Origin of the sequence: Geomonas diazotrophica (assembly GCF_018919385.1) — a bacterium.
In the GTDB taxonomy this organism is placed as follows: domain Bacteria; phylum Desulfobacterota; class Desulfuromonadia; order Geobacterales; family Geobacteraceae; genus Geomonas; species Geomonas diazotrophica.
The window spans coordinates 20,318-44,429 of the sequence record NZ_JAHLMF010000016.1 but is presented as its reverse complement, the minus strand read 5'-3'; the positions used below and the strand labels follow the sequence as shown (position 1 = coordinate 44,429).

Here is a 24,112-nt window from a genome sequence, read left to right as displayed (position 1 = left end):
CATGGCCACCCCGCGCATCTACTGCTGCGAGGCCCTCGGGCCCGAGGTCAGGGGCGCCCTTTCCGGCGGCTCCCTGGCCGGGGCGGAGTGCACCACCTTCACCGGCTGCTGCGGCCGCCCCCCGGTTTCCTGGGACGATCTGCGCCGGCTGTGCGGCGGCTCCCCCGCCATCGTGGTCGGCGGCGAATGCCTGGGGCACCTGGGCGCCCCCCCTGACGACCTGCCCCGGACCCGTCTCGTGAAAAAACGCCACTGCGCGGCGCTTGTCTGCGGCGACTATGCCTTCGACAGGCTGACCGGCGGGGGAGGGTACCTGGTGACCCCGGGGTGGCTCGCCGGCTGGCGCTCCTTCGTGGAGGGGTGGGGGTTCGACCAGAGTACCGGAGCCGACTTCTTCGCCGAAAGCTGCGCCAGGATCACCCTGGTCGACACCGGGAGTTGCCCGGAGAGCGCGGGTTTGCTCCAGGAGTTCGGCGCTTTCGTGCAGCGGCCGGTGGAGTCCGTCCCGGTCGGTTTGGAGCTTCTGAGCCTGCAGCTGGAAAGGGCGCACGGCGAACTGGAGCGTCAGGTAGCGGCAGATGCCGCGCCTGCGCCGGCCTCCGATTACGCGCTTTTGCTCGATCTGCTCTCCCGGGTGTCCAGCTGCAGCGGCGAGCAGCGCGTGATCGAGGAACTCCTCTCCGTCTTCGGGATGCTGTTCGGGGCCAGGGAGACGGCCTTCATTCCGGGCAACGGGGGGCCGCTCTACCGCCACGGCGAGGCGGTCACGCAAGACCGGACGCTGCGCAAGCTCGCCACCGAGGTGCAGGGGAGTTTCGAGGTGGCGGCCGATGCCGCAGGCTTCCTGGTGCGCCTGAGCCACAACGGCCTGGTGGGTTGGCTCTGGAGCGGCCACTTCGCCCTGCCCCAGCACCTGCAGAGGTACCTGAACCTCGCCGCCAGCGCCGCCAACGTCTGCGCCATGGCCATCGTTTCCGCCCGCACCGTCTCACACAGCCTCAAGGAGAGCGAGGACAAGTACCGGCTGCTCTTCGAGAACATGGGCAACGGCTTCGCCCTGTTGAAGATGCTCCTGGGGCCGATGGGGACCCCGGCCGACTTCCGCTTCGTGGAGGTCAATCCCGCCTTCGAGGCCTTCACCGGCAGGAACGAGGAGGACCTGGTCGGGCGGACCATGCTTGAGCTGCTCCCGAATTTCGAATCTTCCCAGCTGGAGAGCCTGGGGCTGTTGGCCCGCGAGGGGACGCCGCTGGCCCTGGAGCGGTACTTCTTCAACGGCAAGTGCTGTCAGGTCTGGCTGTTCCGTCCCAGGCCGGGCTACTGCGGCATGATCATCAACGACATCACCAAGCAGAAGCTTTTGGAGGACAAACTCAGACAGTCGATCAAGATGGAATCGGTGGGGCGCCTGGCGGGTGGGGTGGCACACGAGTTCAACAACATGCTGTCGGTCATCATCGGCTACGCCGAGATGCTGGGGATGGAGTACCAAGGCAACAGGCGGATCGCGGACACGCTCAAGGAGATCTGCAAGGCGGCGCAGCGCTCCCGGGACCTCACCGCGCAGCTCCTCTCCTTCTCGCGGCAGCAGCTCATCTCCCCGAAAATGATCGACGTGAACCAGGCGCTGGGGGAGCTGGCGCGCAAGGTTTCGCTCCTGGCCGGGCGGGAGACGCGTGTCTCCCTGAAGCTTTGCCGCGAGCCGTGGCCGGTGAAGATAGACCCGGCCCAACTGGAAGAGATCGTCTCGAACATCGTCAGCAACGCCGGCGCCGCCATGCCCGGCGGGGGGGACCTGGTCATCGGCACGGGCAACATCACGGTCGGTGAGGAGCTCTGCAGCACCAACATCGACGCGGCACCGGGGGAGTACCTGGAGATCACCATCTCCGATTCCGGGCACGGCATGGACGGCGAGACCTGCCGGCACATCTTTGAACCTTTCTTCACGACGCGCGAGGTGGGGCAGGGGAACGGCCTGGGGCTTGCCACCGTGTACGGCATGGTGACCCAGAACGGCGGCTTTGTGACCGTGGAGAGCGAGCGCGGCGTGGGGACCACCTTCAGGGTCTGCCTTCCCCGCCATCAGTACCGGGTGCAGGAGGCGAAGCCGGTTCCCGCCGGGGGGGGGACCGGGACGGTGCTGGTGGTCGAGGACGACGAAATCGTGGGGAGGATGACCGTGAAGATGCTGGAGCACATGGGGTACCGGGTGCTGCTGGCGGGAAATGCGATGCAGGCGCTGGAGCTGTGCCGGTCGGAGCACCGGATCGACCTGGTACTCTCGGACGTGATGCTTCCGGGGGCGAGCGGCAAGGACGCCGTGGAGACCATCCTCGCCCTGCGCCCGGACCTGAAGGTCATCTACATGTCCGGCTACGCCCCGGAAACCCTGCTGGACAAGGGGGTGGACCGCAGCCGGGTCAACTTCATCCAGAAACCCTTCGACATGGCGAGCCTCGACGAAAAGATCAAGGCCGCCCTTACCGGGAGCTTCGCTACGGCGTAGTCCCCCCGTCCCCCCCGCCGTCCTGGCGGGCCCGCCGGAAGCAGAGGGCGAGCACTCCCGCCAGCGCCAGGGTTGCCGCGAGCAGCAAACCGGAGACGGCCGGGTCGCTCAGCAGGGCCGGCCTCACCAGCAGCACCCCCGCGAGCCCAAGCATCATCAGCCCCGAAACCAGCTTCAGCACCCGCCCCTGCCATTCGCTCAGCTTCCTGCCACCCAGGGTAACCGTAAAGAGCAGCACGATCGCCGCCAGCGGCACCACATATACCAGGCAGTAGAGGGCGAGGTAGGAATAATAGCCTGTTGCCGTGAGCCGGTGCAGCGTGAGCGCGCGGGTGAAGACCATGGGGAAGCCGGCGGTGCAGAGCAGCTCGTAGCTGTTGGCGGCGACGGCGAGGACGCCGGTTCCCGCCAGAAGCGACGGGAGCGACTCCACCTTCAGAAGGAGTCTCATCCGGGCGAAGAGCCTGGGCTTTTTCCCCTCCGGGATGCTGAGGGTCACCCCCTGCCGGAACAGGAAGAAGTCCTTCACGTTGATGAGGCCGATGAGGAGTGCCAGGACACCCGCGGCCGTGGTGACGGCGGGGAGCGTCCCGGCCACCAGGAACAGGTTCAGCCAGGCCGCCAGGAACAGGAAGTACAATACCCCCGAGACGAAGACGAAGACCCCTCCGATGAGGAGCATGCGGCGCCGCGATCGGGCGTGGATCAGGAGGCTCAAGAGGAAGAAGAGCACGAAGAAGGCGCACGGGTTGAAGCTGTCCAGCGCGGCGATCACGAAGGTGAAGACGGGAAGTGATTGCCGAGGGTCTAGCTCTCCCACCACCGGGACGGTGACGCGCTCGGCGACCCGGGGAGGGAGGGGAGGGCGTGACGGGTGCTGCAGCGACTCCCTGACCGCGTTTTCCAGCTGTGCCGGGGTCTGTTCGGAGAATCCGCTGAAATAGTGCGGGCCGATGATGAAGACCGGGACGCCGGTCGCCTCCCGCCCCCTCTCCTTCGCCATCCGCATGAGAAGCGGGATGTTCTCGCGGTGCTTGAGCACCTCCCGCGTTTCCACCTTGAGTTCCGGATGCTTGCGCTGCAGCTCCTGCAGGAACGGCTTCGCCTGGGCGCAATGCGGGCACCCCTCCCCCCAGAAGTAGTAGAGGGTGGCGCCGGAGGAGGCTCCGGCCGGGCGGCAATCGCAGGGGACGCAGAAGAGGACGAGGAGCAGGACGGAGCCTATGTGCCAGCTGAGGAGTGGGAAACGCCAGCTGAGGAGTGGCAAACGGTGCCAGGTCGGGGTGCTGGGGAGGGTCCGGTGCGGCGCCCCCCCGGTGCGGGAGCCGGAGCCTGGAGCGACACACCGTTTTGTCTTAACGTTCGCGGCCATGCGGGAAATGATACTACGGACGCGCCCTTTGGCCAGGAGGTGCGGCTCAGACCAGCCGGTGGGCCTTCAGTTCCTGCTTGAGCCAGGCGTAGACCACGGGGGCGGCGACGAGGCCGGCAACGCCGAAGATCGCTTCCATGACGAGCATCGCCGTGAGGAGCTCCCAGACGTTTGCCTTCACCTCGCTCCCGACGATCCTGGCGTTGGTGAAGTACTCCAGCTTGTGGATCAGCACCAGGAAGGCGAGCGAGGCGAGACCGACCATCGGGGAGACCCCGAGGCTGATCAGCACGATGGTGAAGTTGGAGATCAGGTTCCCCACCACCGGGAGGAGCCCGGCGATGAAGGTGAGCAGGATCAATAGCGTCACCATCGGGAGGTGGATCCCGCACAGGGGAAGGATCACCGCCAGGTAGAGCGCGGTCAGGGCGGTGTTCAAAAGCGATATCTTCACCTGGGCGAAGACCACCTTGTCGAAGGCGCTGGCGAGGTTCAGCAGCCGGTTGTGCAGGTGGGCGGCCAGCGGAGGGAACCCCTCCTCCTTGTTGAAGCGGTGCAGGACTGCCAGGCTCCCCACCACCATGCCCAGGACCAGGTGGGCAAAGGTCTTCACCCCGCTCATGCCGACGGACGAGATGTTCTTGCCGTGCTCGCGCAGCATGGTGACGATTTGCTCGCGCAACTCGTCCACCGTGTCCGGGAGGAGGGCGGTGAGGTCCTCGGGGAGGTTCCGCTTCAGGTTGTCCAGGGTCTCCGCGGCGGTCCCGAGGAGGTTGGACATGCCGTGATGCCCGCGCAGAAAGGACCAAAGCCCCAGGCAGATCCCGGAAACGAGCCCGATCACGAACAGGATGATCCCCGCCAACGCCAACTTCTGGGCCAGGCTCCCCCAGCGCACCGGGAGCTTCAGCGCCAGCTTCGCGGTCAGCGCGTACACCGCGAGGCCGGCGAAGACCGCCGGCAGCAGGTGGAAGTGCAGCACCGTGAAGACGGCGAGCACCGCCAGCGCGTAGCTTACCATCAGGGTAGTGGGGACCGTTCTGGTTTCCATGACCATCCTTTTACTATCAACTCATGCGTCCGTCCAGAAAAATGAATGATTACCGCCGTGGACTGAAAGGCGAGGGGGCGTAGCAGGGGCAAAAAAAGGCGCCTGCGGCTTGGCCGCGGGCGCCTTCCTTGATTGCTGCCGGTGCCGGGACTAGCCGAGTTCCTTGGCCGCCGCGAGCACCGCCGCGTAGTCCGGTTCCTGGGTCACCTCGGGGACGAACTGGATATAGCGGATCACGTTCTTCTGGTCGATCACGAAGATGGCGCGTGCCAGGAGCTTCAGTTCCTCGATCAGCACCCCGTAGGCCAGGGCGAAGGAGCGGTCGCGGTAGTCGGAGAGGGTGACCACCTTGTCGATGCCGGCGGCTCCGCACCACCTCTTCTGGGCGAAGGGGAGGTCGGCGCTGACGGTCAGGACCACCACGCTCCCCGGCAGCCCCGCCGCCTCCTGGTTGAAGCGCCTGGTCTCCGTGTCACAGACCGGCGTGTCCAGTGAAGGAACGGCGCTGACGATCTTCACCTTTCCCTCATAGTTCGCCAGGGTGACCTGGTTGAGAGAGTTGTCCACCACGGCGAAATTGGGAGCGGCATCCCCCACCTTCAGCTCCGGCCCCACCAGTGTCACCGGGTTTCCCTTGAAAGTAACTTTAGGCATAGTTCCTCCTGCACAGGTTGAATTCTCGGGAAAGGGTAAGACATTTTGCGCGGATTGCAACTGCTGAGGACGCGGGTCGCTCCCTTTGGCCGGGGAGACCGGCACGAGCCCTCCTGCGGGGACGGTCAGCCTCCCGTTCGCTCCGGCATGGGAAGCCCGTCGACCAGGAAGGGGGTCAACTCCTCCGGGGGGACCGGGCGGCAGAAGAGGTACCCCTGCATTACGGCGCAGCCGTGGTCCAAAAGGAAGGTCATCTGCTCGGCGGTCTCCACCCCCTCGGCGACGATCTCGAGCCTCATGCTGGTGGCCATGGAGATGATGGCGGTGGCGATGGCCGCGCCGTCGGCGTCCTTGGTCACGCCGGTTATGAAGGAGCGGTCGATCTTCAGCGTGTCGATGGGGAAGCGCCTTAGGTAGCTGAGCGAGGAATAGCCGGTGCCGAAGTCGTCGATGGAGACGGTGACCCCCATCCCCTTGAGCTCGGCGAGCGTGGCCGTGGCCTGCTCCACGTCGCGCATGATCACCCCTTCGGTCAGTTCCACCTCCAGGTGACGCCCCTCCAGGCCGAAGTTCTGCAGGCACTCGCCCACCATCTCCACCAGGCTTTTCTTGAGGAAATGGCATCCGGAAAGGTTCACCGCCACCCTCGGGGGGGTGATCCCCTGGGCGCTCCAGGCGGCGATCTGGCGGCAGACCGCATGCACCACCCATTCGTCGATCAGCATGATCTGCCCGCTCTCCTCGGCGAAGGGGATGAAGCTGGCGGGGGGGACGAAGCCGAGTTCCGGGCTCTGCCAGCGGATCAGCGCCTCCAGCCCCACGATCCTCCCCTTGCCGGCATCGATCTGCGGCTGGTAGTAGAGCACGAATTCCTCGTTGGCCAGGGCCTTTCTGAGCTGCCGCTCCAGGAGCAGCCGCTCGCATGCCGCGTCGTTGAGGGCCTGCATGAAGAACTGGGCATTGTTGCGCCCCTCTTTCTTGGCGTGGTACATGGCGGTGTCGGCGTTCTTCACCAGGGTCATGGCGTCCTCGCCGTCGTCCGGGTAGATGCTGATGCCGATGCTTGCCGTGACGCAGATCTCCACGTCGTCCAGGAGGAAGGGGTCCGAGAGGAGCTGCAGGATCCGCTGCGAGGCCGCGATCACCCCCTTGCTGTCCTGGATATCCTCCATGATGACCGTGAACTCGTCGCCACCCAACCGGGCCACCGGGTTGCCGTCCGCCGCCCCCCCGATCCCCTGCCAGACGGAATCATAGCCGCGGATGCAGCGCTTCAGGCGTTCGGACACTTCCCTGAGCAGGTCGTCCCCCACGGCGTGCCCCAGGGTGTCGTTGATCTCCTTGAAGCGGTCCAGGTCGAGGAAGAGTATCGCCACCTTCTTGCGGTAGCGGCGCGCGAAGGTGAGGGCGCGCTCCAGAAGCTCGCCGAAGAGGACCCGGTTGGGAAGGCCGGTGATGCTGTCGTAGTAGGCAAGGGAGCGGACCTGGTCCTCGATCCGCTTCCTCTCGGTGATGTCCTGGATGGTGCCGGAGATGCGCACCACCCGGCCGCTCTCGTCGGTGCCGACCTCCCCCTCGGTGTGGCAGTAGCGCTCGTCGCCGCGTGGGAGCAGGATCTGGTGGTCCAGGCTGATCGGCCGCTGGTAGGCGCAGGCATCCTCGAAGGCCTTGTTGAAGAGCTCCTTGTCCAGGGGGTGGATCGTGTTGAGAAAGGCAGGGTAGGAGGAGTCGAAACCGACCGGGTCGACGGTGAAGATGTTGGAGATCTCCTGGGACCAGTAGAACTTGTCGTTGAGGATATCCCATTCCCAGCTCCCCATGTGGGCGATGCGGTGGGCGTTGCTCAGGCGCGCCTCGCTCACCCTGAGGTCGCGCATGGCCTTGCTGGAGCGGAGCATGTAGCGGACCCTGTGCCGCAGGATGGCCCAGTGGATCGGCTTGGTGATGAAGTCGGTGGCCCCGGCGTGATAGGCCTGCTCGATGGCCCGAGTGTCGTCCAGGCCGGTCATCATGAGGATCGGGACGTCCCCTCCGGCGGGGAGGGCGCGCAGGGCGCGGCAGGTCGAGAAGCCGTCCATCTCCGGCATCATCACATCGAGCAAAACGATGTCGGGCTGCAACTGGCGGAACTGCTCCAGCGCCACCGCACCGTTTTCTGCCAAGGCGACGAAGAAGCCTGCCTGCTCCAGGGCCGCCACGGCCAGATCGCGCATCATCTCGTCGTCGTCGGCAACCAGCACCAGCTCGGGGCGCAGTTCGTCTTCCTCGTCGTTCAGGTAGGCTTCCATTTCCGCAGTCATCTCCTCCATGTTCGTTATCCCAGCAGCCCCTGCACGGCGGCCACCACCTTGGCGGCAGCGAAGGGTTTGTGCAGGTAGCCGCCGGCCCCGGTCCGCTCCACGAGCGCCTGCAGCTCTGCTTCGGGTTTGCCGGAGACGTAGAGGATGGGGATGTCCCGGGTCGCCTCGTTGGCCCTGTAGATCTCGGCCACCTTCTCGCCGGAGAGAAAGGGCATCATCACGTCCAGGATGATCAGGGCGGGCTGCGCCCCTTCCCAGAGATACCGGTTAGCCTCGGCGGCGTTGCAGGCCATACGGACCTCGTAGCCCGCCCACTCCAGGATCCCCTGCAACAAGGTGGTGACGGTCTCGTCATCGTCGATCACCAGGATTCTCTGCTTTCCCATGGTCAACTCCTTTACTCGGGGACCGGGGCGAGCTCCGGCAGTGCGGCCAGGTACTCCACCGCCTTCCGGTGCTGCGCCTCGATCCGCCGCACTAACGGCTCGGCCCCCTCCAGGATCCCCTCGACGGTCAGGAGCTCCAGTTGCCGGCAGGTATCGGAGAGCCCCAGGCACCCCAGCGAGGCGCTGCTCGATTTCAGCGTGTGCGCGGCCTGGCGCACCCCCTGCGGGTCCCCTCCGGCCAGCCCCTCCCGCATCGAGGCCACCAGAAGCGGGCTGGACTTCATGAAGGAGCCCACCACCTTGGCCAGCAGGTCCGGCTTGCCGGGGAGCTGCAGCGCGCGGATCTCGTCCAGTACCGCCGGGTCGATGTCGCCGCCGGCGTCAACCGCAGCCGCTGCATCGCTCGGTTCCATCGCGTCTTCGGCGGAGGGAGCCGCCGGGGGGAGCCAGCGCTGCAGCACGGCGACCAGTTGGGCCTGCGTGAAGGGCTTGGTCAGATAGTCGTCCATGCCGGCGGCGAAGCACTGCTCGCGGTCGCCGCGCATGGCGTGGGCGGTCAGGGCGATGATGGTGCGCCGCTTTTCTTGCGGCGCGCTTCTTTCCCGCTCCCGGACGGCGCGGGTGGCGGCGTAGCCGTCCATGATCGGCATCTGGCAATCCATGAAGACGAGGTCGAAGTCGCGCCGGGCCATGGAGTCCAGGGCTTCCATGCCGTTGTTGGCGACGCTGACCCGGCAGCCGGACGCCTCCAGCATGGCGGTTGCCACGTCCTGGTTCACCGGGTTGTCCTCCACCAGGAGCACCTCCGCAGAGAGCGCCGGCGCGGGCCCCTGTTCCGCGTCGGCTTGCGGCTGCACCGCACGGCTCATCCCCACCCCCAGAAGGTCCACGATCGCGTTGTAGAGTCGGGACTGGCGCACCGGCTTGCTGATGTAGCACCCGATGCCGGCCTTGATCGCCTCGTCCTGATCGCCGAACTGTCCCACGGAGGTCACCATGAGGAGCCGGGTCGGGGCCAGCGCAGGGTCCGCCTTGATGGCGCGGGCGAGGTCGATGCCGTTCATCTCCGGCATCTGCATGTCCAGTAAGGCCAGGTCGTACGGCGCCCCGTCCCGGGCCGCCTGCCGCATCAGGTCAAGAGCAGTCCCCCCGTTGTCCGCCATGTCGGCGCTGATGCCCCAGGCGTGCAGCTCGTGGTGCATGATGCTCAGGTTGGTCGAGTTGTCGTCCACGATGATCGCACGGTAGCCTGCGAGGGCGACCCGGTCGGTGGCGGGGCCGCGCCGCGGCCCTTCCCGGCGCAGCCTGAGGGTGAACCGGAAGGTGGAGCCCACGCCGACCTCGCTCTCCAGGCCGATCTCCCCCCCCATGAGTTCCACCAGTTGACGGGCGATGGTGAGTCCCAGGCCGGTGCCGCCGTACTTGCGGGTGGTCGAGTTGTCCGCCTGCGAGAACCCCTCGAAGATCCGCTCCTTCACCTCGGAAGAGATGCCGATGCCGGTGTCCGCGACCTCGAGCTGCACCACGACCTCCTTGCCGCGCTCCTCCTTGAGCGTACCCCGGATCACCACCTCGCCCCGGTCGGTGAACTTCACCGCGTTACCCACCAGGTTCATCAGGATCTGGTGCACCCGCACCTGGTCCCCCACCAGCACCGGCGGGACGTCGTTTTCCACCAGCGCGATGATCTCGAGCCCCTTGCGGTGCGCCGTCTCGGCGAGGAGCTCGACCACGTCGGCTACCGTGTCCTGCAGGTTGAAGGCGCTCTCTTCCAGCTCCAGTTTGCCGGCTTCGATCTTGGAGAAGTCCAGGATGTCGTTGATGATGCTGAGGAGCGCCTCGCCGGAGCGGCGCACCGATGAGACGAAACGATTTTGCTGCTCGTCCAGCCTGGTGGCCATCAGGAGTTCGGTCATCCCCAGCATGCCGTTCATGGGCGTGCGGATTTCGTGGCTCATGTTGGCCAGGAACTGGCTCTTGGCGCGGCTCGCCGTCTGTGCCGCCTCCATGGCCCGCTGCAGTTCGGCCACGGTCAACTCCAGTTCCTGGGTGCGCTGCGCCACCTTCTGCTCGAGCTGGTCGCGGTAGCTGGCGAGTTCGCGGTCCCGGGCCTGGATCTGTCCCAGCATCTCGTTGAACCCATCCATGAGTGCGCCCAATTCGTCGTCACCGCTCTTCTCTACCCGGACCGCATAATCCTGATCCCGGGATACCCCTTCCATGGTGCGGGCAAGCAGCACGATGGGCGCCGAGACCACCCCCTGCAACCGTAGGGAAACGAAATAGGAACAGAAAAGGCTCCCCAGCATCACCAGGAAGGCCCCACCCAGCACCCCGAAGAGCTGGGAGTTGAGTTGACGGTAATCGGCACGGATCACCACGGTCCCCAGCTGCTGCCCCTCGATGGTGATCTTCGAGCTCACCACCATGTCGCCGTCGAGGTCCCAGAGGTCCCCCCGTGCCGCTTCCAGGGCCAGGGCTTTGCCGGACTTGGCCTGTGGTGCGACCCCCGCCGCCTGATAGGAGGCGAAAGGCTGCCAGTCCTCCGCAAGGATGTACGCCTCCAGGATGTACTTCTTGTTTTCGAGAAACTGCAGCGTGCGCTGGGCGTCCTTCTTGTCCCCGAAAGCGACAGCCGCTGAGCTGTTGTGTCCGACGATGGAGGCGAGGGTGGAGAGTTCCTGGTGCATCCCGATGCGGGACCAGACGAAGGTCCCGACCACGAAGGTGAGCGAGGCGAGGGCCAGCGTGAACCCGCTGGCGATCAGCAGGATCAACATCAGTTTTTTGCGAATCGGCAGTCGACCGATCAATTTCCGCATGGTTTCTACCCACCACAAGACGACCGTTCTGGTCACCTTCGCTGCAACAAACGCGTCTGCCTGTTCAGGCTCATGCTGCTTGTGCAACTGTATCGGAAAAGAACCTGAGAACTTGAACCATTTCCCGCAAGTCCTGGTACCGGAGGGGCTTCTTGTGGAGGCAGAGGGAGTGCAGAGCCCCGGAGGGGAGTGGGAACCGCGGGGGAAGGCGGGCCGAAGCAGAAGCGGGGTCGGGATGCGGACCGTGGTCCCTTCCCCGCCTCAGGGGGGCTCAGTGCAGCCGCGCTTTCGGCTTCAGCCGAGGTCGATGACAACCGGCTTACCCTCGTGAGCCGAGGCGTAGGCACCCAGCTCGTAGTCCTTCTGAGAGATGTGCCTGACCAGCCAGTCTTTAAGGAAGGTGATGATTTCCAGGGAGATGGCGCTGGTGCCTGCCAGGAAATCCTTCTGGATCTCGCCGATTCTTCTGATGAAGAAGGCGTGTTCCGTCAGGTGTTCTTCGCTTGCGGGAAAGGCTACTTTATTCATCAGCAACTCTTCTTGGGCGAAGTGGTAGGTCGCGTAATCGACAAGCTCATCCAGCACGGTTTCGAGGCCCTGTTTGGATTTCCCGTCACAGAACTCGTCGTAAGTCTTGTTGAGCAGTTCCACCAGGTGTTCATGATGTTGGTCGATCATCTCGTGTCCGACCGCCAGACTTCCATTCCAAGTAACGATAGGCATGTTGACCCTCCCTGTTTCAAGCCGCATACGGTTCCTATCGGGAGGTGCGAATCGAAACTTGAAGAAGTGCGACCTGCTAAAAGTCCCATTACGGTTCGCAGTACTAAAAAGGCACCTGCAGCGTAACTGCAGGTGCCTCTTGCTCTCGTTGTGAATGCCGATGCCTTAGGAAACCGGCTGGTCGATCAGCCGCCGGCCCAGCTCGAAGGCCTTCCGGCAGTTTTCCGGGAAGAGGACGCTGTGCCTTTGCCGCCGCTGCTCCGGGTCGAAATAGTCGAAGACGTATTTGCCGTAGTCGTCGAACTGGAGCGTCTCGTTACAGCAGAGCGTTTCACACGCGCCGAAGATCCTCCCCAGGTAGTTCTCGTTCCCGCCCATGTGCACCGCGTAGTTGATCTCCTTCATGAGATCTGCCTGGATGTTCATGGTGTAGATGAACGCGGTTCGGATCTTTCTCTCGAACAGCGATGCCGGCGGCTGTGCATAGACGAAGTACTGGAACAGGAGTCTTTCCAGGAAAGAGCACATTTCCCCCGTCGCCCGGCCGAAGTAGACCGGGGAGCCGAGCACCAGCCCATCGGCCTGGGCAATCTTCTCGAGGATGGGCGTGAGGCCGTCCTTCATGGCGCACTTCCCGTAGCTCTTACCCCCCTTGAGCTTGCAGGCGAAGCAGCTCGTGCATCCTTTGAAGTCGACATCGTAGAGATGGATCAGTTCCGTGTCCGCCCCTGCGGACGCCGCGCCGTCCAGCGCCTTTTGCAGCACCTGGGCGGTATTCCATTTTTTCCTGGGACTGCCATTGATTCCGATAACCTTCATGGGGATCCTCCTGGTATTGATCTGCCGTGCAACCGTCGCGGCAGCGAGATTTTCGGCAGCATAGACCAACGGGGCCGCGGTGGATAGTACGAACCTTTTAGTGCCATAGTACCCGCGCAGAAACCGTGAAGCCTCGGCTCCAGGCCTGCAATCTCACCCGCCTTCGTCACTGCCGGGGAGGTCACTCCTGAAGGAAGTCGACCGGTGCGGACGGAAAAGGGGTCGCACAGTAACCTGTAAGCCGGACTCTTTTGGTGGAGATGGTCGGGATGGGGAGGGATCCGACGCGCTACCAGTGCTTGGGCAGGACGATGCGGAACTCGGCGCCGAGGCCGGGGTGGTTGGTCACCTGGATCTTGCCGCCGTGGTTGGTGATGATCCGGTTGGCGATGGGAAGCCCCAAGCCGGTGCCGCTCTCCTTGGTGGTGAAAAAGGGCGTGAAGATGTTGTTCAACTGCTCGAGGGGGATCCCGCCGCCGGTATCGACGATCTTGACCGAGATGGCATCCTTGCCATCGAGCTCGCTTGGGTGCACCTGGATCGAGAGCTGCCCGCCGGGGGGCATGGCCTCGAGTGAATTCTGGATGATGTTGATGAACACCTGCTTCAACTGCTGGCAGTCCCCCAGCAGGACCTGGCGCTGACGCGGGAACTTGGTATTGATGCCGATCTGCTTCTCCTCGATGGTCGACGCGGCCATGACGAGGGTTTCCTTGACGATGTCCACGACGTTGCAGCGGGTGTAGCAGATGGTGGTCTTCTTCGAGAAGAGCAGGATCTCGGAGAGGATCCCTTCCAGGCGTATGACTTCGCGCACGATCAGGTCGGCGCTGGCCCACTCGCTGCTCTCGGGGGGGAGCTTGCGCGCCAGACGTCCGGCGAAACCGCCGATCGACACCAACGGCCCCTTCAGTTCGTGCGCGATGCCCGCGGCCATCTCGCCGATGGTGGCCAACCGCTCCTTCTGGAGCAGGCTCTCCTGGGCCTCGCTCAGCTGGCGGTGTGCATCCTCGACCTTGTTGTAGAGCATCGAGTTCTCGATCGCCATGCCGGCCTGGTTGGTGAAAAGCTGCAAAAAGCGCAGGTGCTCCTGGGTGATCGGGGAGAGTGTGAGCGCGTTGTCGACCAGCACCACCCCGACCGTCTGGCCGTGGGCGATCAGGGGGGACGCGGCGAGCGCGGTGCGCGATACCGCGGACGCGTCGGAGCCGATCCCGGTCTCCTCGGGGATGTAGATCAGCCGCCTTTCGAGGACGGCCTGCGACGCGATGTTCAGGGTCGGGTCCAGTTCGAGCCTCTTTCCCTGCACCTGCCGCGAGAACTCGGACTCCCGTTGGGCCGCCATCTCGTCCTCCGTGATGTCCCAGCGGCTGGAGAGGAGGTCGTCGCCTCCCCCCTGCGGCATGGAAAGGGGAGGGGCGTTCTCCGAGGTGACCCCCAGCATCCCGACCAGGGAGCCTGATCGCTCGTTGGCCAGAAACAGCATGGCGCGGTCGAAGAAGGGGGTCGGGCCGGAGGTGAGGGCGGTGAGCGTCAGGTGGATCAGCTTGTTCAGCTTGATGGTGGAGAGCATGGTGTTGCTCAGCCGGTACAGGAGGGAGAGTTCCTTCAGCTTTTTCTCGTTCTCGGTGTCAAAGCTCGCCACCCGCTCTTCGCAGATCGCCTCGGTGAGCGCACCGGCGACCAGGCGCGCCACGGTCTCGGCCAGTTCCGCCTGTTCCGGCGCCAACAGTTCGCCGCCGCCGAACAGGGAGAGCGCGCCGAGATGCTGCCCGTTGCAGCTAAGCGGAGCGCAGAGGGCATAACGGCACGCCCCGGGTAGGGGGAGCTTGTCGGTGCGAGTGGCGCCGGCGGCAAGGGCGCGCGCGGAGAACCTCTGTTCGAACTCGAGCAACGCCGTCAGCTCCCTCCTGGCGCTGCTGTGGCACCCTTTGTACACCCTGTTCCGGTTGCGCCCTTTGGGGCTGAGGCGGATCACGGCGCAACCCGCGAGCCCCGAGGCGGTGCAGAGCTTGACGACCTGCGGCAGCAGGATGGCTGCCGGGGTGGGTGCCGAAAGCAACTGGCCGAGCGAGGAGAGCAGCGACAGGTTGCGACGGGCCTTGTGGGCCTCCTGCTCCACGGCGAGGCCGGACAGGGTGAGTGAGAAGATGGGGACCAACTGCCGGCAAAGCGCCAGGCTCTCCGCGGGAAGCTCGGGATCGGGACAGGCGAGGGCAAGGATGGCGGCCAGCCCGGTGCCGTCCAGGATCGGGATGGCTGCGAACTGGCCCGCCTCGCCGCTGCCGCGCTCTTCCGGGTGCAGGTCGACGGAGGTGCCGTAAACGTCGCGCAGTTCGGCGGCGGCACGGCCGGCGCAACCCTGCCCGTAGGGGATCAGGCAGCTGCGGCTGGCCCCGGAGAGCAGCGAGCTGAAACATACGGTGAGAGCGGGCTCTGTAGAATCGGGGAGAAACAGGGCGGCGGAGGCAATGCCGGGGGTGCGGGCGGCCAGGCGAAGCAGCCCGCGGAGCCGGCCCTGGTGCGAGCGGCCGGAAGACTGGGCAACGCGTAACGCTTGCTCCAGGAGGTTATTTCCCTTCCGGGCAGCCATGCGCACTCCGAAGGACGAAAACTCGTGGGATGGGAGATCTAGCGGAACCTTTCTTTCTTTTCCTGCTCCATCTTGCAGTCGATGCAGAGGGTGGTCACCGGGCGGGCCTTCAGGCGCGCTTCACTGATGTCCTCTTCGCACACCTCGCAGATGCCGAAGGTGCCCTGATCGATGCGGTTCAGCGCTTCCTGTATCTTGTTGATCAGTTTGCGCTCGCGGTCCCGGATGCGCAGTTCGAAGGTGCGGTCCGATTCCTGTGTGGCACGGTCGGTCGGGTCCGGGAAGTTGGTCGTGTCGGAGTTCATCTCCATGACGGTTCGGCCAGCTTCTTCCAGGAGCGATCGTTTCTCTTCCTGCAGGATACCTCTGAAGTACTCGAGCTTTTCCGGATTCATGACACACCTACCCTTTCTAATCAATACGACATTAAAGAGGATTTTTGTAAATTAGTAAAGTGAAATTTTCCTCTTAACGAAAAGATGCCGAAAACGCAGAGCCAGTTGCTCAGGCACCCAAAACGGCGCTATATGGCGTCGAGGGCTTCGGCCAGGGAATTGACCCCGACGACCTTCATCCCCGCGATCTCCTTCTTGGGTGCGTTCCCCTTGGGGACGATGGCGCGGGTAAAGCCATGTTTCACCCCTTCCTTGAGTCTCGATTCTCCGTTGGAGACCGGCCGGATCTCCCCGGAGAGCCCCACCTCCCCGAAAACCAGCAGGTCCTGGGGGAGCACCGAGTTCCTGAAGCTGGAGACGATGGCCAGGGCCACGGCGAGGTCCGCGCTGGTCTCCAGCACCCGGATCCCTCCCACCACGTTGACGAAGACGTCCTGGTCGGAGAGGACCAGACCGCCGTGCTTGGTGATCACGGCGAGGATCATGGCGATGCGGTTCTGGTCCAGGCCGATGCCGAGCCGGCGCGGCGAGCCGTACTGGGCCGAAACTACCAGCGACTGTATCTCGACCAGGAGCGGCCGGGTCCCTTCCCAGAGCACGCTGATCAGGCTCCCCGGCGCCGCGTTCTCGGTGCGGGAGAGGAAGATGGCGGAGGGGTTCTTCACCTCGCGCAGGCCACGCTCGGTCATGGCGAACACCCCCAGCTCGTTCACCGGCCCGAACCGGTTCTTGGTGGTCCGCATGAGCCGGTAGCGGGCATCCTCGGTGGAGGAAAGCATCACCTGGGTGTCGACCATGTGGGACAGGGTCATGGGGCCCGCAAGCGACTGGTCCTTGGTGACGTGCCCGACCATGATGAGGACCACGCCGGAGGTCTTCGCGTAGCAGGTGAAGGCGGCGGCGGACTCGCGGACCTGGGATACCCCCCCCGGCGCCGCATCGATCCCGGCGGACTGCATCACCTGGATCGAGTCGATCACCACCACCTCGGGTCGCTCGCTCTCGGCCGCCTCAAGGACCCGCTCAACCGAGCTCTCGGCCAGCATCTTGACCCGGTCCAGCGGCAACTGCAGCCTGCGGGCCCGCCCGGCGATCTGCTGCAGGGACTCCTCGCCGGAGACGTAGAGCACCTCCTTGCTGGACGCCGCGTGGCACATGGTCTGCAGCAATATCGTGCTCTTTCCGGCGCCGGGGTCGCCACCGATCAGGATCACCGAACCGGGGACGAAGCCCCCTCCAAGCACCCGGTCGAACTCCTCGCTGCCGCTGGAAAAGCGGGCCTCCTCGGTACAGCTGACCTCGCCGAGCAGCGTGACCGCCGAGGTGGCCCCGGCGAAACCGTCGCGCCGGCCGGCACGGGGCTCGGCACCCAGGCGCACCTCCTTGATGGTGCTCCAGGCGTCGCATGCGCTGCAGTGCCCCTGCCATTTGGGATAGGTCGCGCCGCAGTCGGAGCAGACGTACCCGGTCTTCACCTTTACCTTTGCCATACCCCCCCAACCCCGCCGATGGCGGGTGAAAAACTACGTAATCCTAAGCTTTTTGACAAACAGTGTCAACTCCGGCGCGCATGTGGGCTCCGACCTCCATTCAGTTTGACAAGGTTTCCCCGGCTAAGATAAAATCACTGCTTCCCTTTAACGGTTTGCCCGATCCAGGAGGCCCGGTGGCGTCTGCCGACAATAAAAGAGAAAAGTCACTCTCACCCGCTGAGATGGACCGGTTGTCCGCGCTCTGTCTCGAAACCGTCGGTGCGCTGAGGGAGGTCTTCGAGGAGATCGGCAAGGGGATGATCCCGGCTGCCGAGCCTCTCATGGACCGGGTGCGCGCCCTGGCGCGAGCCGCCCTGACGGATCCGGCGTCCCTGCTGCAGCTGACCCCGACCCGTGAAGATGACGACTACACCTTCCAGCACAGCGTGAGCGTGGGCGTACTGGCCCTGGCGCTGGCGGCGTCCTTGGGGCATGACGGGGAACAGGTGGCCGAGTGCGGGGTGGCCGGGTTTCTCCACGACATCGGCAAGACCAGGGTCGACCTCTGCATCCTGGACAAGCCGGGCAAACTTTCCGGTGACGAGGTCCTGGAGATGCAGAAGCACCCCGAGTACGGCGCGGAGATCGTGCGCGGGATGACGGGTGTGCCGCCGAGCGTGATCGAGGCGGTGCTCGGGCACCACGTGCGCTTCGACAGGACCGGCTATCCGGAGTCGGCGCGCACCCTCTGCCTCGGGATACCGTGCGCCATCGTCGCGGTGGCGGACTTCTACGACGCGACCACGACGACGAGGGCCTACCAGCGGCCGATGTTACGGCACGAGGCGGTCGAGGCGCTCAGGAGGGCGCGCGGCACGGTGTTGGACGGCAGCATCGTGGAAGGGTTCCTGGAACTGACGGACGGGGGGGATTGAACTGGATCAGGGGAGCTGCGCCAGGGCCGTAGCGGCGGCGGCGCGGGTCTTGTCGAAGGGTGAGGAGAGGAGCTTGATCATGGCGTCTGAGAGCGAGGCCGCCCCCATCCGCCCCAGGGCGAGTGCCGCCTCGGCATCGAGGATGCCGTCGTTGGCCTCCAAAAACGGGGTGAGCTTGGCTGCCACGGAGGGGTTGCGGTAGCGCGACAGCGCCTCTATGGCAAGGGCGCGCACGGTCACGGCGGGATCCTGCAGTTTCTCTAGCAGCGTGGGGAGCGCATCGGGACGGGCCAGCTCTCCCAGGACCTTGACCGCCGCGCAACGGATGTCCTCTTCCGGCCTCCCCGCGCAGTAGTAGAGGATCGGCAGCACCTTGTCGTCGCCGATCCGCCCGAGGGCGTAGATGGCGGCCACCTTGGTGGCGCGGTCTCCGCGCTTCAGGCGGTCGAAGACCTCCTCCAGGCTCTCAGCCGCCTCCAGCGCCTCCAGCGCGATCGAGGCCGCCAGACGCACCTCAGGCTCCGGGTCCTTTAAAAGCGGGATGATGGCGTCGCGCCTTTTGATGCGTTCGGCATGGTCCATAGCGATGATAACTAACAAAATTCGGCCCGCTGCACAACACAATTCAATCAATCCCCACCTAGCGGCGGGCGTATAAGGAGACATGGATGGCAAACAGGATCAAATGCATCGCACTTTCCGCTCTGGTGCTCCCCGGGCTTGGGCAGCTGTACCGGGGGAGCCGGGTCAAGGGAGGGGTGATGCTCCTGCTCGATAACATCTTTCTGCTCGGGGGGCTGTTCGTCGGGCTGCGAAGCGCAGGGAAGCTGATCGCGGCCGGGCAGCAGGGACTCACCCCCGAACAGGTGCTGGCGGCGATCCAGGTGGATGCCCCTTACGTAAAATGGCTTTTGGGCGGATTTATGATCGTCTGGGCCTACGGGGTGGTCGATGCCGTATTTTATAAAGGAGATAATTGACAAACACTATTTTATTGTGAGATAAGGGTAGCGTTTCCCGGCGGTCCAAGCGGGAAGCAAGGGAGGCGCTCTCTACATGATACGTGCGGAAATTCTGGGGACCGGCGGCTACGTTCCGGCGCGGGTCGTCCCCAACGCTCACTTCGACTACCTGGTGGATGACGCGGACCAGTGGATCCACTCCCGGACCGGCATCCGTGAAAGACGCTTCGCTGCGGCGGAGGAGGCGACCTCAGATCTCGCCACCAACGCCGCCCTCCTCGCCCTCGAAAACGGCGATGTCGACCCCCTCGAACTCGACTGCATCATCGTCGCCACCTCCACCCCCGACATGATCCTTCCCGCCACCGCCTGCATGGTGCAGAAGAACATCGGTGCCGCCAAGGCCTTCGCCTTCGACATGAACGCGGTCTGCAGCAGTTTCATCTACGGCGTCGAGGTGGCGGACAACCTGATCCGTTCCGGGAAGTACCGCAAGGTGCTCCTGATTGGGGCGGACACCTATTCGAAGATCCTCGATTACGACGACAAGGGGACGGCGCCCCTTTTCGGCGACGGCGCCGGTGCGCTGATCCTCGGGGCGGGGCTCTCGGGGAAAGGGATCCAGCATACCGTGATGCAGAGTGACGGCAACGGCTGGGAACTGATCCAGGTCCCCTCCTCGGGGTCGAGGAAGCCGATCAGCGCCGAGAGCATCGCGGCCAAGGAAAACACCTTCAAGATGGCAGGCAAAAGCGTGTTCAGCTTTGCCACCGACGTCATCCCCCGCATCATCTCGGACCTGGCCGAGCGCGGCGGCGTGAAGCCCGAGGAGATCGACCATATCATCCCGCACCAGGCCAACGTGCGCATCATCGACTTCATCTCCAAGAAGACCGGGATACCCAAGGAGAAGTTCCTGCTGAACCTGGACCGTTACGGCAACACGGCGGCGGGCTCGGTGGGGCTTGCCCTGGACGAGAACCGGAGAAACGGCGTGATCAAGTCGGGGGACCTGGTGCTGATGATGGGCTTTGGCGGCGGACTTTCCTGGGGAGGGGTGCTGCTGAGGGCCTGAGGCAGTTTGAGGTTGAGGTTGAGGTTGAGCAGAACCAATGATGCGAAGGGGACGGGCCGTTTGGTGCCGTCCCCTTCTTTTTTGCTCAAGCGGCGCACACCTCCCTCTCCATCGGGGAGAGGGGCGGGGTGAGGGCGCAGAAAACGGCGGTCCTTGACTACAGAAGCCCCGGTGCGGGGACGGCTAGGACGCCTTGATCCCTGCTATTCCCTCGGGAATTTCGAGCGGCGTGAGCCGGCAGGCCCGCATCCGGTCGACCAGCTCCTCGTTGGGGACCCGCTGACGCCAACCGGCGTGGAAGCGGTCAGCGGCGACCAGAAGCCCGCCCGGGGCGAGACGGGCGGCGAGCCCCGCGAAGGCGGCCGCAAGCTCTACGGGGTCGTGCAGGAGAGGACCCCCCAGAAGGCCGTTGCACAGGACCAGGTCGTAGGGGGCGCGCTGCAAAGGGGCGTCGACGCGGTCCAGGTAGAATTCCAAGGCCGGTGCAGCCGGATGGCAGAGAAGAGAGCCGACCCGGCCGCGGTACTCGCGCTCCCGCTCGGCGGCGTGCGGGAAATACATGTGCGCCGCGGCGAAGAGTTCGATCGGCTCCAGCGTCGAGCCGTGCACCGAACTCCCGGCGCCGAAACCGGCATCCGCGAGCACTTGCGCCGCCTGGTAGGTCCCTTCGCCGCTGCCGCAGGCGGCATCGAGCACCCTGATGCCGTGGGGGAAGCGCCCCGCGTTGGCGCGAAGCCACAGCGAAAGCCACCGGGTCTGGACCGGATAGCGGTCGAAGCCGCCGCCAAAATGCTGGGGGAGCATGAGGGCGAAGAGAAAGGTGGTCCGCTCGGCCTCGTCCTCGGCCAGTCGGCGCAACACCGGTGCAGGATCGGCGCAGGGGAGGAGCGGCCAGAGCTTTTGCAGCAGGTCGATCCAGCTCGCGGAGCCGTGCAGGTAGCTTGCGGAAAGGAGAGGGGAGAAGCGGCAGCCGCGGCGCAGAACCATCTCGAACACCGCGCGGGGCTGTTCCAGGGGGAACAGGGCCTCGGTAAGCCCGCGCATCTCGTTGCTGACGGCGAGGCCAGGCGCCCAAAGAGGGAGAGGATAGCCGGCGGCGTAGCTCTCAAAGGCGCCTCCCAGCCGCGCGATGCGCCGTTCGAGCGCCGGGTCGAGCAGGGAGCCGGGGACCAGGAGCCGCTCCAGCCGCAGCCGGGTCTCGGCGCCGTCGATGGTGGGGACGAAGGAAAGCTGCATCGGCTAGATAATGACCTGGTGCAGGTCGCGGCGCTGATAGCGCCACCAGAAGGCGCCGGCGCGGACGAACCAGTCGATCAGAAACACGCTCCAGACGGCGTAAAGCGACAGCTTGAGCGGCACTGCGGCCAAGTAGGAGAGGAGCACCCGGATGCCCCACATCGAGGCCAGGGTGACCAGGAAGACGTAATGGGTGTCGCCGGTGCCGCGCAGGCTCCCGGCATAGACGAAGGAGATGGCGAGCGGCACCTGGGCGAAGGCGACCAGCCGCAGGAAGACGCTCCCTTTCTCGATGACGTCCGGGTCGTGGGTGAAGAGCGCGATCAGCTGGTGCGGCAGGAAGAAAAAGAGGAGAGCCATGCAGGCCATTACCAGGACGGCGAGTCGCAGCGCCTCGGTGTGGCTCATGTGGGCCCGCTTGAGCTTGCGGGCACCGATGGATTGCCCCATCAAGGTGGCTGCCGCTATCCCCATGCCGGCGCCGGGCATGAAGGACAGGGACTCTATGGAGAGGCCGATCTGGTGCGCCGCATAGGCGGCGGTGCCGAAGCCTATGATGAACTTGGAATAGAAGAGCTGTCCCGACTGCTGGGCAATCCGCTCCAGCGCAACCGGGTAGCCGATTGCCAGGACTTTCTTGAGAAGCACGAGGTCCGGGCGCCCGATCTTCAGGTACCCCTTCCGGAAGGCCTGAACCAAGAGGTAGCAAAAGCCGGCGGCCTCAGATAGGTTGATGGCGTAAGCGGCCCCAAGCACGCCGTAGCGCGGGAACCCCAGGTGTCCGTAGATCAGGGGGTAGGCTATGGCGACGTGCAGGACGTTCACCAAGAGGATCCCCTCCATCGGCGTGCGCGTGTTGCCGGTCCCCTGCATGATGGCGGACAGGATGTTCAGACCGGCGGTGAAGCCGAAATAGAGGAAGACCAGGCGGATGTAGTCCGAGGCGTAGGCGAGCACGTCGGGGCTCGCACCCAGAAAGACCGCGATATCCCGCCCGAAGCCGATGCCGAGCAGGGTGGCGGCGACGGCGAGGAGCGCGCAGAAGAGGAGCGAGGCGAAGGCGGTCCTGCGGGCTTCAGGACGCCGGCCTGCGCCCCAGAGATGGGCGATGACCACGTTGGCGCCGGTGGAGAAGCCCCAGAAAACCGTCATGGTGACGAAGATGAGGAGTTGGCCGAGGCCGGTGGCGGCGATGGCCGCGGCCCCGAGACCGCCCACCATGAAGATGTCCACGATGGAGACCAGGCGCTGGAACAGCGAGGAAAGGAGCACCGGCATCGACAGCGCCGCAACATTGCGACGGATCGAGACCCGCTTGGTGGTTTTGTTGGGGGAGAGACGTTTCAAGATGTCGAAAACCTTAAAATAAACAGGGATGTAGGGGGCAGGGGGATGCTACACCCCGCCTTATCCCCTGCATCCCCTTTATCCCTGTTAGTCCTACAGATCCTTTAAAATCTCTTCCTGGCTGCGCACGAAATTCTTGGCCCGTCCCGACGGCGCGATGATGCCGTAGGCCAGGGCCTCGTTCAGTTCCGCTTCGGTGGCGCCTGCCTCCTTCGCGACCGCGAAGTGCTTCTTGAGTCAGTCCGGGCAGCCAACCGCCACGGCGCAGGCGACGCGGATCAGTTCCCGGTACTTGACCTCGAGAACTTCCTCATACTCGAAATCCAGGATCTTCTTGCGGATCTTCATGGTGCACCTCCATGCGGGGGGGGTATTGACGGACCCGTACATAACTAGCACAAACGCGGGCCTCTGAAAACCTTATCCTGCGGCGGGAGGTTGGGAGGGACGCCCGGCCGGGCGCCGCGCCTAATCGGCGGGGTGGGGAGAGCCGGTCAGCTTCCGGACCATGATGGTCATGCCGCGTACCTTTGACTCGAATTCCCCGTAGGCGCGCGCGATCTCGCCTTCGGCGCTCGCCACCAGGGCGTTCAGCTTTCTCTCGGCCGCCTCGAGTTCCCTGCGGTACTGGTCGAGCTGTTCGTCGACGTCCATCAGCATGTTTTCCAGCTTCCAGCGCCGGTTGGCCGGTGTCAGGGAGTAATCGTTGAGGATAACGGTGATGTCATCCTCGGTGCTGCGCAAAAGCGCCTCTGCTTCCCTTCTTTTCTTGATCGCCTGCCGCGTCTGCTCCAACGATATGATCTTGCCCATGCCGGTTCCTACTCCAAATGTTACGGTTCCTCTACCAAACCCTCCACATCATATTTGATTTGCTGCAATCGTGTAAATACCCAACATCGAGAGGAAAATCTCATCATGCCCGATCTCTGCCGGCAGGGGCGACAGGAAAGCCGCGCCGATTCCGCCGTGCGACGCAGCGGTGTTGCTTGAAAGTGAATAAAATCCTGATACTTTTCCACCTGTGCTGTTGGCCGTTAGTGCGGGAAAGTAAATGAAAAACTGAGATTTGAACCAGGCCCAGGCAAACTGGGAAGCTGCTGCAGTAAAGATCGTGTACGGGGGAAGGGGCGGAGGCCGTCAGGCATCCGCCCTTTGTTTTGTCGCAAAGCGACAGAGGGACAACGGTTATCACCACTCAGACAAGGTGCGTGAATTGAATACCGAAAGGAGCAACCTGTGCTTTAAACACACGTTATGGGGTACCTTATCCGCTGTCTCTGAAGAAATTTCTTTGGCAGCAGCTTGATCCTTCCGATAGATATTTGGTACCTTCCGTTCACACTGCTACCTGCCGGCACAAAATGGGAACTGCAAAATCTCCCATAAAAGGAGCGGCGGTACGGGCTGGACTGAGGAGGGGTTAATAACTCTTTTCTTGCGGAACGATGTAGGTTATAT

General features: G+C 64.3%; 20 protein-coding genes. 4 read left to right on the top strand and 16 right to left on the bottom strand.

Annotated elements, in window-relative coordinates; all coding sequences use genetic code 11:
- Position 1 precedes the first annotated feature (1 nt).
- On the top strand, positions 2-2,509 hold the full coding sequence (locus KOM00_RS16955) for an ATP-binding protein (protein ID WP_216500101.1): 2,508 nt from the start codon (positions 2-4) through the stop codon (positions 2,507-2,509).
- On the opposite strand, the gene KOM00_RS16950 is transcribed toward KOM00_RS16955, so the two are convergent.
- The 11 genes from KOM00_RS16950 to radA all read right to left on the bottom strand — a co-directional run bounded on the left by KOM00_RS16950 (position 2,499) and on the right by radA (position 17,114).
- Positions 2,499-3,881 (bottom strand): glutaredoxin family protein, encoded by a 1,383-nt coding sequence (locus KOM00_RS16950; protein ID WP_216500100.1) that lies wholly within the window; start codon positions 3,879-3,881, stop codon positions 2,499-2,501. The genes KOM00_RS16955 and KOM00_RS16950 overlap by 11 nt on opposite strands.
- A 46-nt stretch (positions 3,882-3,927) precedes the next feature.
- The gene (locus KOM00_RS16945; protein ID WP_216500099.1) at positions 3,928-4,932 is read right to left on the bottom strand and encodes an AI-2E family transporter; all 1,005 of its coding nucleotides are present in this window, start codon (positions 4,930-4,932) and stop codon (positions 3,928-3,930) included.
- A 150-nt stretch (positions 4,933-5,082) separates the two neighbouring features.
- Positions 5,083-5,586 carry a thiol peroxidase gene (gene tpx / locus KOM00_RS16940; protein ID WP_216500098.1) on the bottom strand — a complete coding sequence of 168 codons (504 nt, stop codon included), beginning with the start codon at positions 5,584-5,586 and terminating at the stop codon, positions 5,083-5,085.
- Between the two features lie 125 nt (positions 5,587-5,711).
- Complete coding sequence (locus tag KOM00_RS16935) at positions 5,712-7,895, bottom strand: putative bifunctional diguanylate cyclase/phosphodiesterase (protein WP_236027043.1); 2,184 nt, start codon at positions 7,893-7,895, stop codon at positions 5,712-5,714.
- 5 nt (positions 7,896-7,900) lie between these two features.
- Positions 7,901-8,272 carry a response regulator gene (locus tag KOM00_RS16930; RefSeq protein WP_216500097.1) on the bottom strand — a complete coding sequence of 124 codons (372 nt, stop codon included), beginning with the start codon at positions 8,270-8,272 and terminating at the stop codon, positions 7,901-7,903.
- Positions 8,273-8,283: 11 nt separating this feature from the next.
- Complete coding sequence (locus KOM00_RS16925; protein WP_216500096.1) at positions 8,284-11,052, bottom strand: response regulator; 2,769 nt, start codon at positions 11,050-11,052, stop codon at positions 8,284-8,286.
- Positions 11,053-11,388: 336 nt separating this feature from the next.
- Positions 11,389-11,817: a bacteriohemerythrin gene (locus tag KOM00_RS16920; protein ID WP_216500095.1), complete on the bottom strand. Its 429-nt coding sequence runs from the start codon at positions 11,815-11,817 to the stop codon at positions 11,389-11,391.
- Between the two features lie 165 nt (positions 11,818-11,982).
- Positions 11,983-12,636 carry a flavodoxin family protein gene (locus KOM00_RS16915; protein ID WP_216500094.1) on the bottom strand — a complete coding sequence of 218 codons (654 nt, stop codon included), beginning with the start codon at positions 12,634-12,636 and terminating at the stop codon, positions 11,983-11,985.
- 289 nt (positions 12,637-12,925) lie between these two features.
- Positions 12,926-15,229, bottom strand: a complete 2,304-nt coding sequence (locus KOM00_RS16910; RefSeq protein ID WP_216500093.1) for a GAF domain-containing sensor histidine kinase — start codon at positions 15,227-15,229, stop codon at positions 12,926-12,928.
- Positions 15,230-15,267: 38 nt separating this feature from the next.
- Positions 15,268-15,624, bottom strand: coding sequence for an RNA polymerase-binding protein DksA (gene dksA, locus KOM00_RS16905; RefSeq protein WP_216500092.1), 357 nt, complete (start codon positions 15,622-15,624; stop codon positions 15,268-15,270).
- A 128-nt stretch (positions 15,625-15,752) separates the two neighbouring features.
- Entirely contained in the window at positions 15,753-17,114 is a 1,362-nt protein-coding gene (gene radA, locus KOM00_RS16900) for a DNA repair protein RadA (protein WP_216500091.1), read from the bottom strand.
- Positions 17,115-17,290: 176 nt separating this feature from the next.
- Here radA and KOM00_RS16895 point away from each other — a divergent pair, with 176 nt between their 5' ends.
- Positions 17,291-18,031: an HD-GYP domain-containing protein gene (locus KOM00_RS16895; protein WP_328758702.1), complete on the top strand. Its 741-nt coding sequence runs from the start codon at positions 17,291-17,293 to the stop codon at positions 18,029-18,031.
- A gap of 6 nt (positions 18,032-18,037) precedes the next feature.
- Here KOM00_RS16895 and KOM00_RS16890 read toward each other — a convergent pair whose 3' ends face one another.
- Positions 18,038-18,631: a HEAT repeat domain-containing protein gene (locus tag KOM00_RS16890; protein ID WP_236027042.1), complete on the bottom strand. Its 594-nt coding sequence runs from the start codon at positions 18,629-18,631 to the stop codon at positions 18,038-18,040.
- Between the two features lie 68 nt (positions 18,632-18,699).
- Here KOM00_RS16890 and KOM00_RS16885 point away from each other — a divergent pair, with 68 nt between their 5' ends.
- Positions 18,700-19,011 carry a hypothetical protein gene (locus KOM00_RS16885; protein ID WP_216500090.1) on the top strand — a complete coding sequence of 104 codons (312 nt, stop codon included), beginning with the start codon at positions 18,700-18,702 and terminating at the stop codon, positions 19,009-19,011.
- A gap of 76 nt (positions 19,012-19,087) precedes the next feature.
- Entirely contained in the window at positions 19,088-20,068 is a 981-nt protein-coding gene (locus KOM00_RS16880; protein ID WP_216500089.1) for a beta-ketoacyl-ACP synthase III, read from the top strand.
- Between the two features lie 183 nt (positions 20,069-20,251).
- Here KOM00_RS16880 and KOM00_RS16875 read toward each other — a convergent pair whose 3' ends face one another.
- The 4 genes from KOM00_RS16875 to KOM00_RS16865 form a co-directional block, all read right to left on the bottom strand.
- The gene (locus KOM00_RS16875; RefSeq protein ID WP_216500088.1) at positions 20,252-21,304 is read right to left on the bottom strand and encodes a methyltransferase domain-containing protein; all 1,053 of its coding nucleotides are present in this window, start codon (positions 21,302-21,304) and stop codon (positions 20,252-20,254) included.
- Between the two features lie 3 nt (positions 21,305-21,307).
- A complete protein-coding gene (locus KOM00_RS16870) occupies positions 21,308-22,651 on the bottom strand; it encodes an MATE family efflux transporter (protein ID WP_216500087.1) in 1,344 nt (447 codons plus the stop codon).
- A gap of 93 nt (positions 22,652-22,744) precedes the next feature.
- Positions 22,745-22,999 carry a GSU3128 family (seleno)protein gene (locus KOM00_RS20840; RefSeq protein ID WP_268898899.1) on the bottom strand — a complete coding sequence of 85 codons (255 nt, stop codon included), beginning with the start codon at positions 22,997-22,999 and terminating at the stop codon, positions 22,745-22,747.
- Positions 23,000-23,119: 120 nt separating this feature from the next.
- Positions 23,120-23,464 (bottom strand): hypothetical protein, encoded by a 345-nt coding sequence (locus tag KOM00_RS16865; protein ID WP_216500086.1) that lies wholly within the window; start codon positions 23,462-23,464, stop codon positions 23,120-23,122.
- Positions 23,465-24,112: the final 648 nt, after the last annotated feature.

What these genes read in the sequence shown, in the direction of transcription:
- KOM00_RS16955 (WP_216500101.1), top strand. Translation starts at nt 2, where the DNA reads ATGGCCACCCCGCGCATCTACTGCTGCGAGGCCCTCGGGCCCGAGGTC.
- KOM00_RS16950 (WP_216500100.1), bottom strand. Translation starts at nt 3,881, where the DNA reads ATGGCCGCGAACGTTAAGACAAAACGGTGTGTCGCTCCAGGCTCCGGC.
- KOM00_RS16945 (WP_216500099.1), bottom strand. Translation starts at nt 4,932, where the DNA reads ATGGAAACCAGAACGGTCCCCACTACCCTGATGGTAAGCTACGCGCTG.
- tpx (WP_216500098.1), bottom strand. Translation starts at nt 5,586, where the DNA reads ATGCCTAAAGTTACTTTCAAGGGAAACCCGGTGACACTGGTGGGGCCG.
- KOM00_RS16935 (WP_236027043.1), bottom strand. Translation starts at nt 7,895, where the DNA reads ATGGAGGAGATGACTGCGGAAATGGAAGCCTACCTGAACGACGAGGAA.
- KOM00_RS16930 (WP_216500097.1), bottom strand. Translation starts at nt 8,272, where the DNA reads ATGGGAAAGCAGAGAATCCTGGTGATCGACGATGACGAGACCGTCACC.
- KOM00_RS16925 (WP_216500096.1), bottom strand. Translation starts at nt 11,052, where the DNA reads ATGTTGATCCTGCTGATCGCCAGCGGGTTCACGCTGGCCCTCGCCTCG.
- KOM00_RS16920 (WP_216500095.1), bottom strand. Translation starts at nt 11,817, where the DNA reads ATGCCTATCGTTACTTGGAATGGAAGTCTGGCGGTCGGACACGAGATG.
- KOM00_RS16915 (WP_216500094.1), bottom strand. Translation starts at nt 12,636, where the DNA reads ATGAAGGTTATCGGAATCAATGGCAGTCCCAGGAAAAAATGGAATACC.
- KOM00_RS16910 (WP_216500093.1), bottom strand. Translation starts at nt 15,229, where the DNA reads ATGGCTGCCCGGAAGGGAAATAACCTCCTGGAGCAAGCGTTACGCGTT.
- dksA (WP_216500092.1), bottom strand. Translation starts at nt 15,624, where the DNA reads ATGAATCCGGAAAAGCTCGAGTACTTCAGAGGTATCCTGCAGGAAGAG.
- radA (WP_216500091.1), bottom strand. Translation starts at nt 17,114, where the DNA reads ATGGCAAAGGTAAAGGTGAAGACCGGGTACGTCTGCTCCGACTGCGGC.
- KOM00_RS16885 (WP_216500090.1), top strand. Translation starts at nt 18,700, where the DNA reads ATGGCAAACAGGATCAAATGCATCGCACTTTCCGCTCTGGTGCTCCCC.
- KOM00_RS16880 (WP_216500089.1), top strand. Translation starts at nt 19,088, where the DNA reads ATGATACGTGCGGAAATTCTGGGGACCGGCGGCTACGTTCCGGCGCGG.
- KOM00_RS16875 (WP_216500088.1), bottom strand. Translation starts at nt 21,304, where the DNA reads ATGCAGCTTTCCTTCGTCCCCACCATCGACGGCGCCGAGACCCGGCTG.
- KOM00_RS16865 (WP_216500086.1), bottom strand. Translation starts at nt 23,464, where the DNA reads ATGGGCAAGATCATATCGTTGGAGCAGACGCGGCAGGCGATCAAGAAA.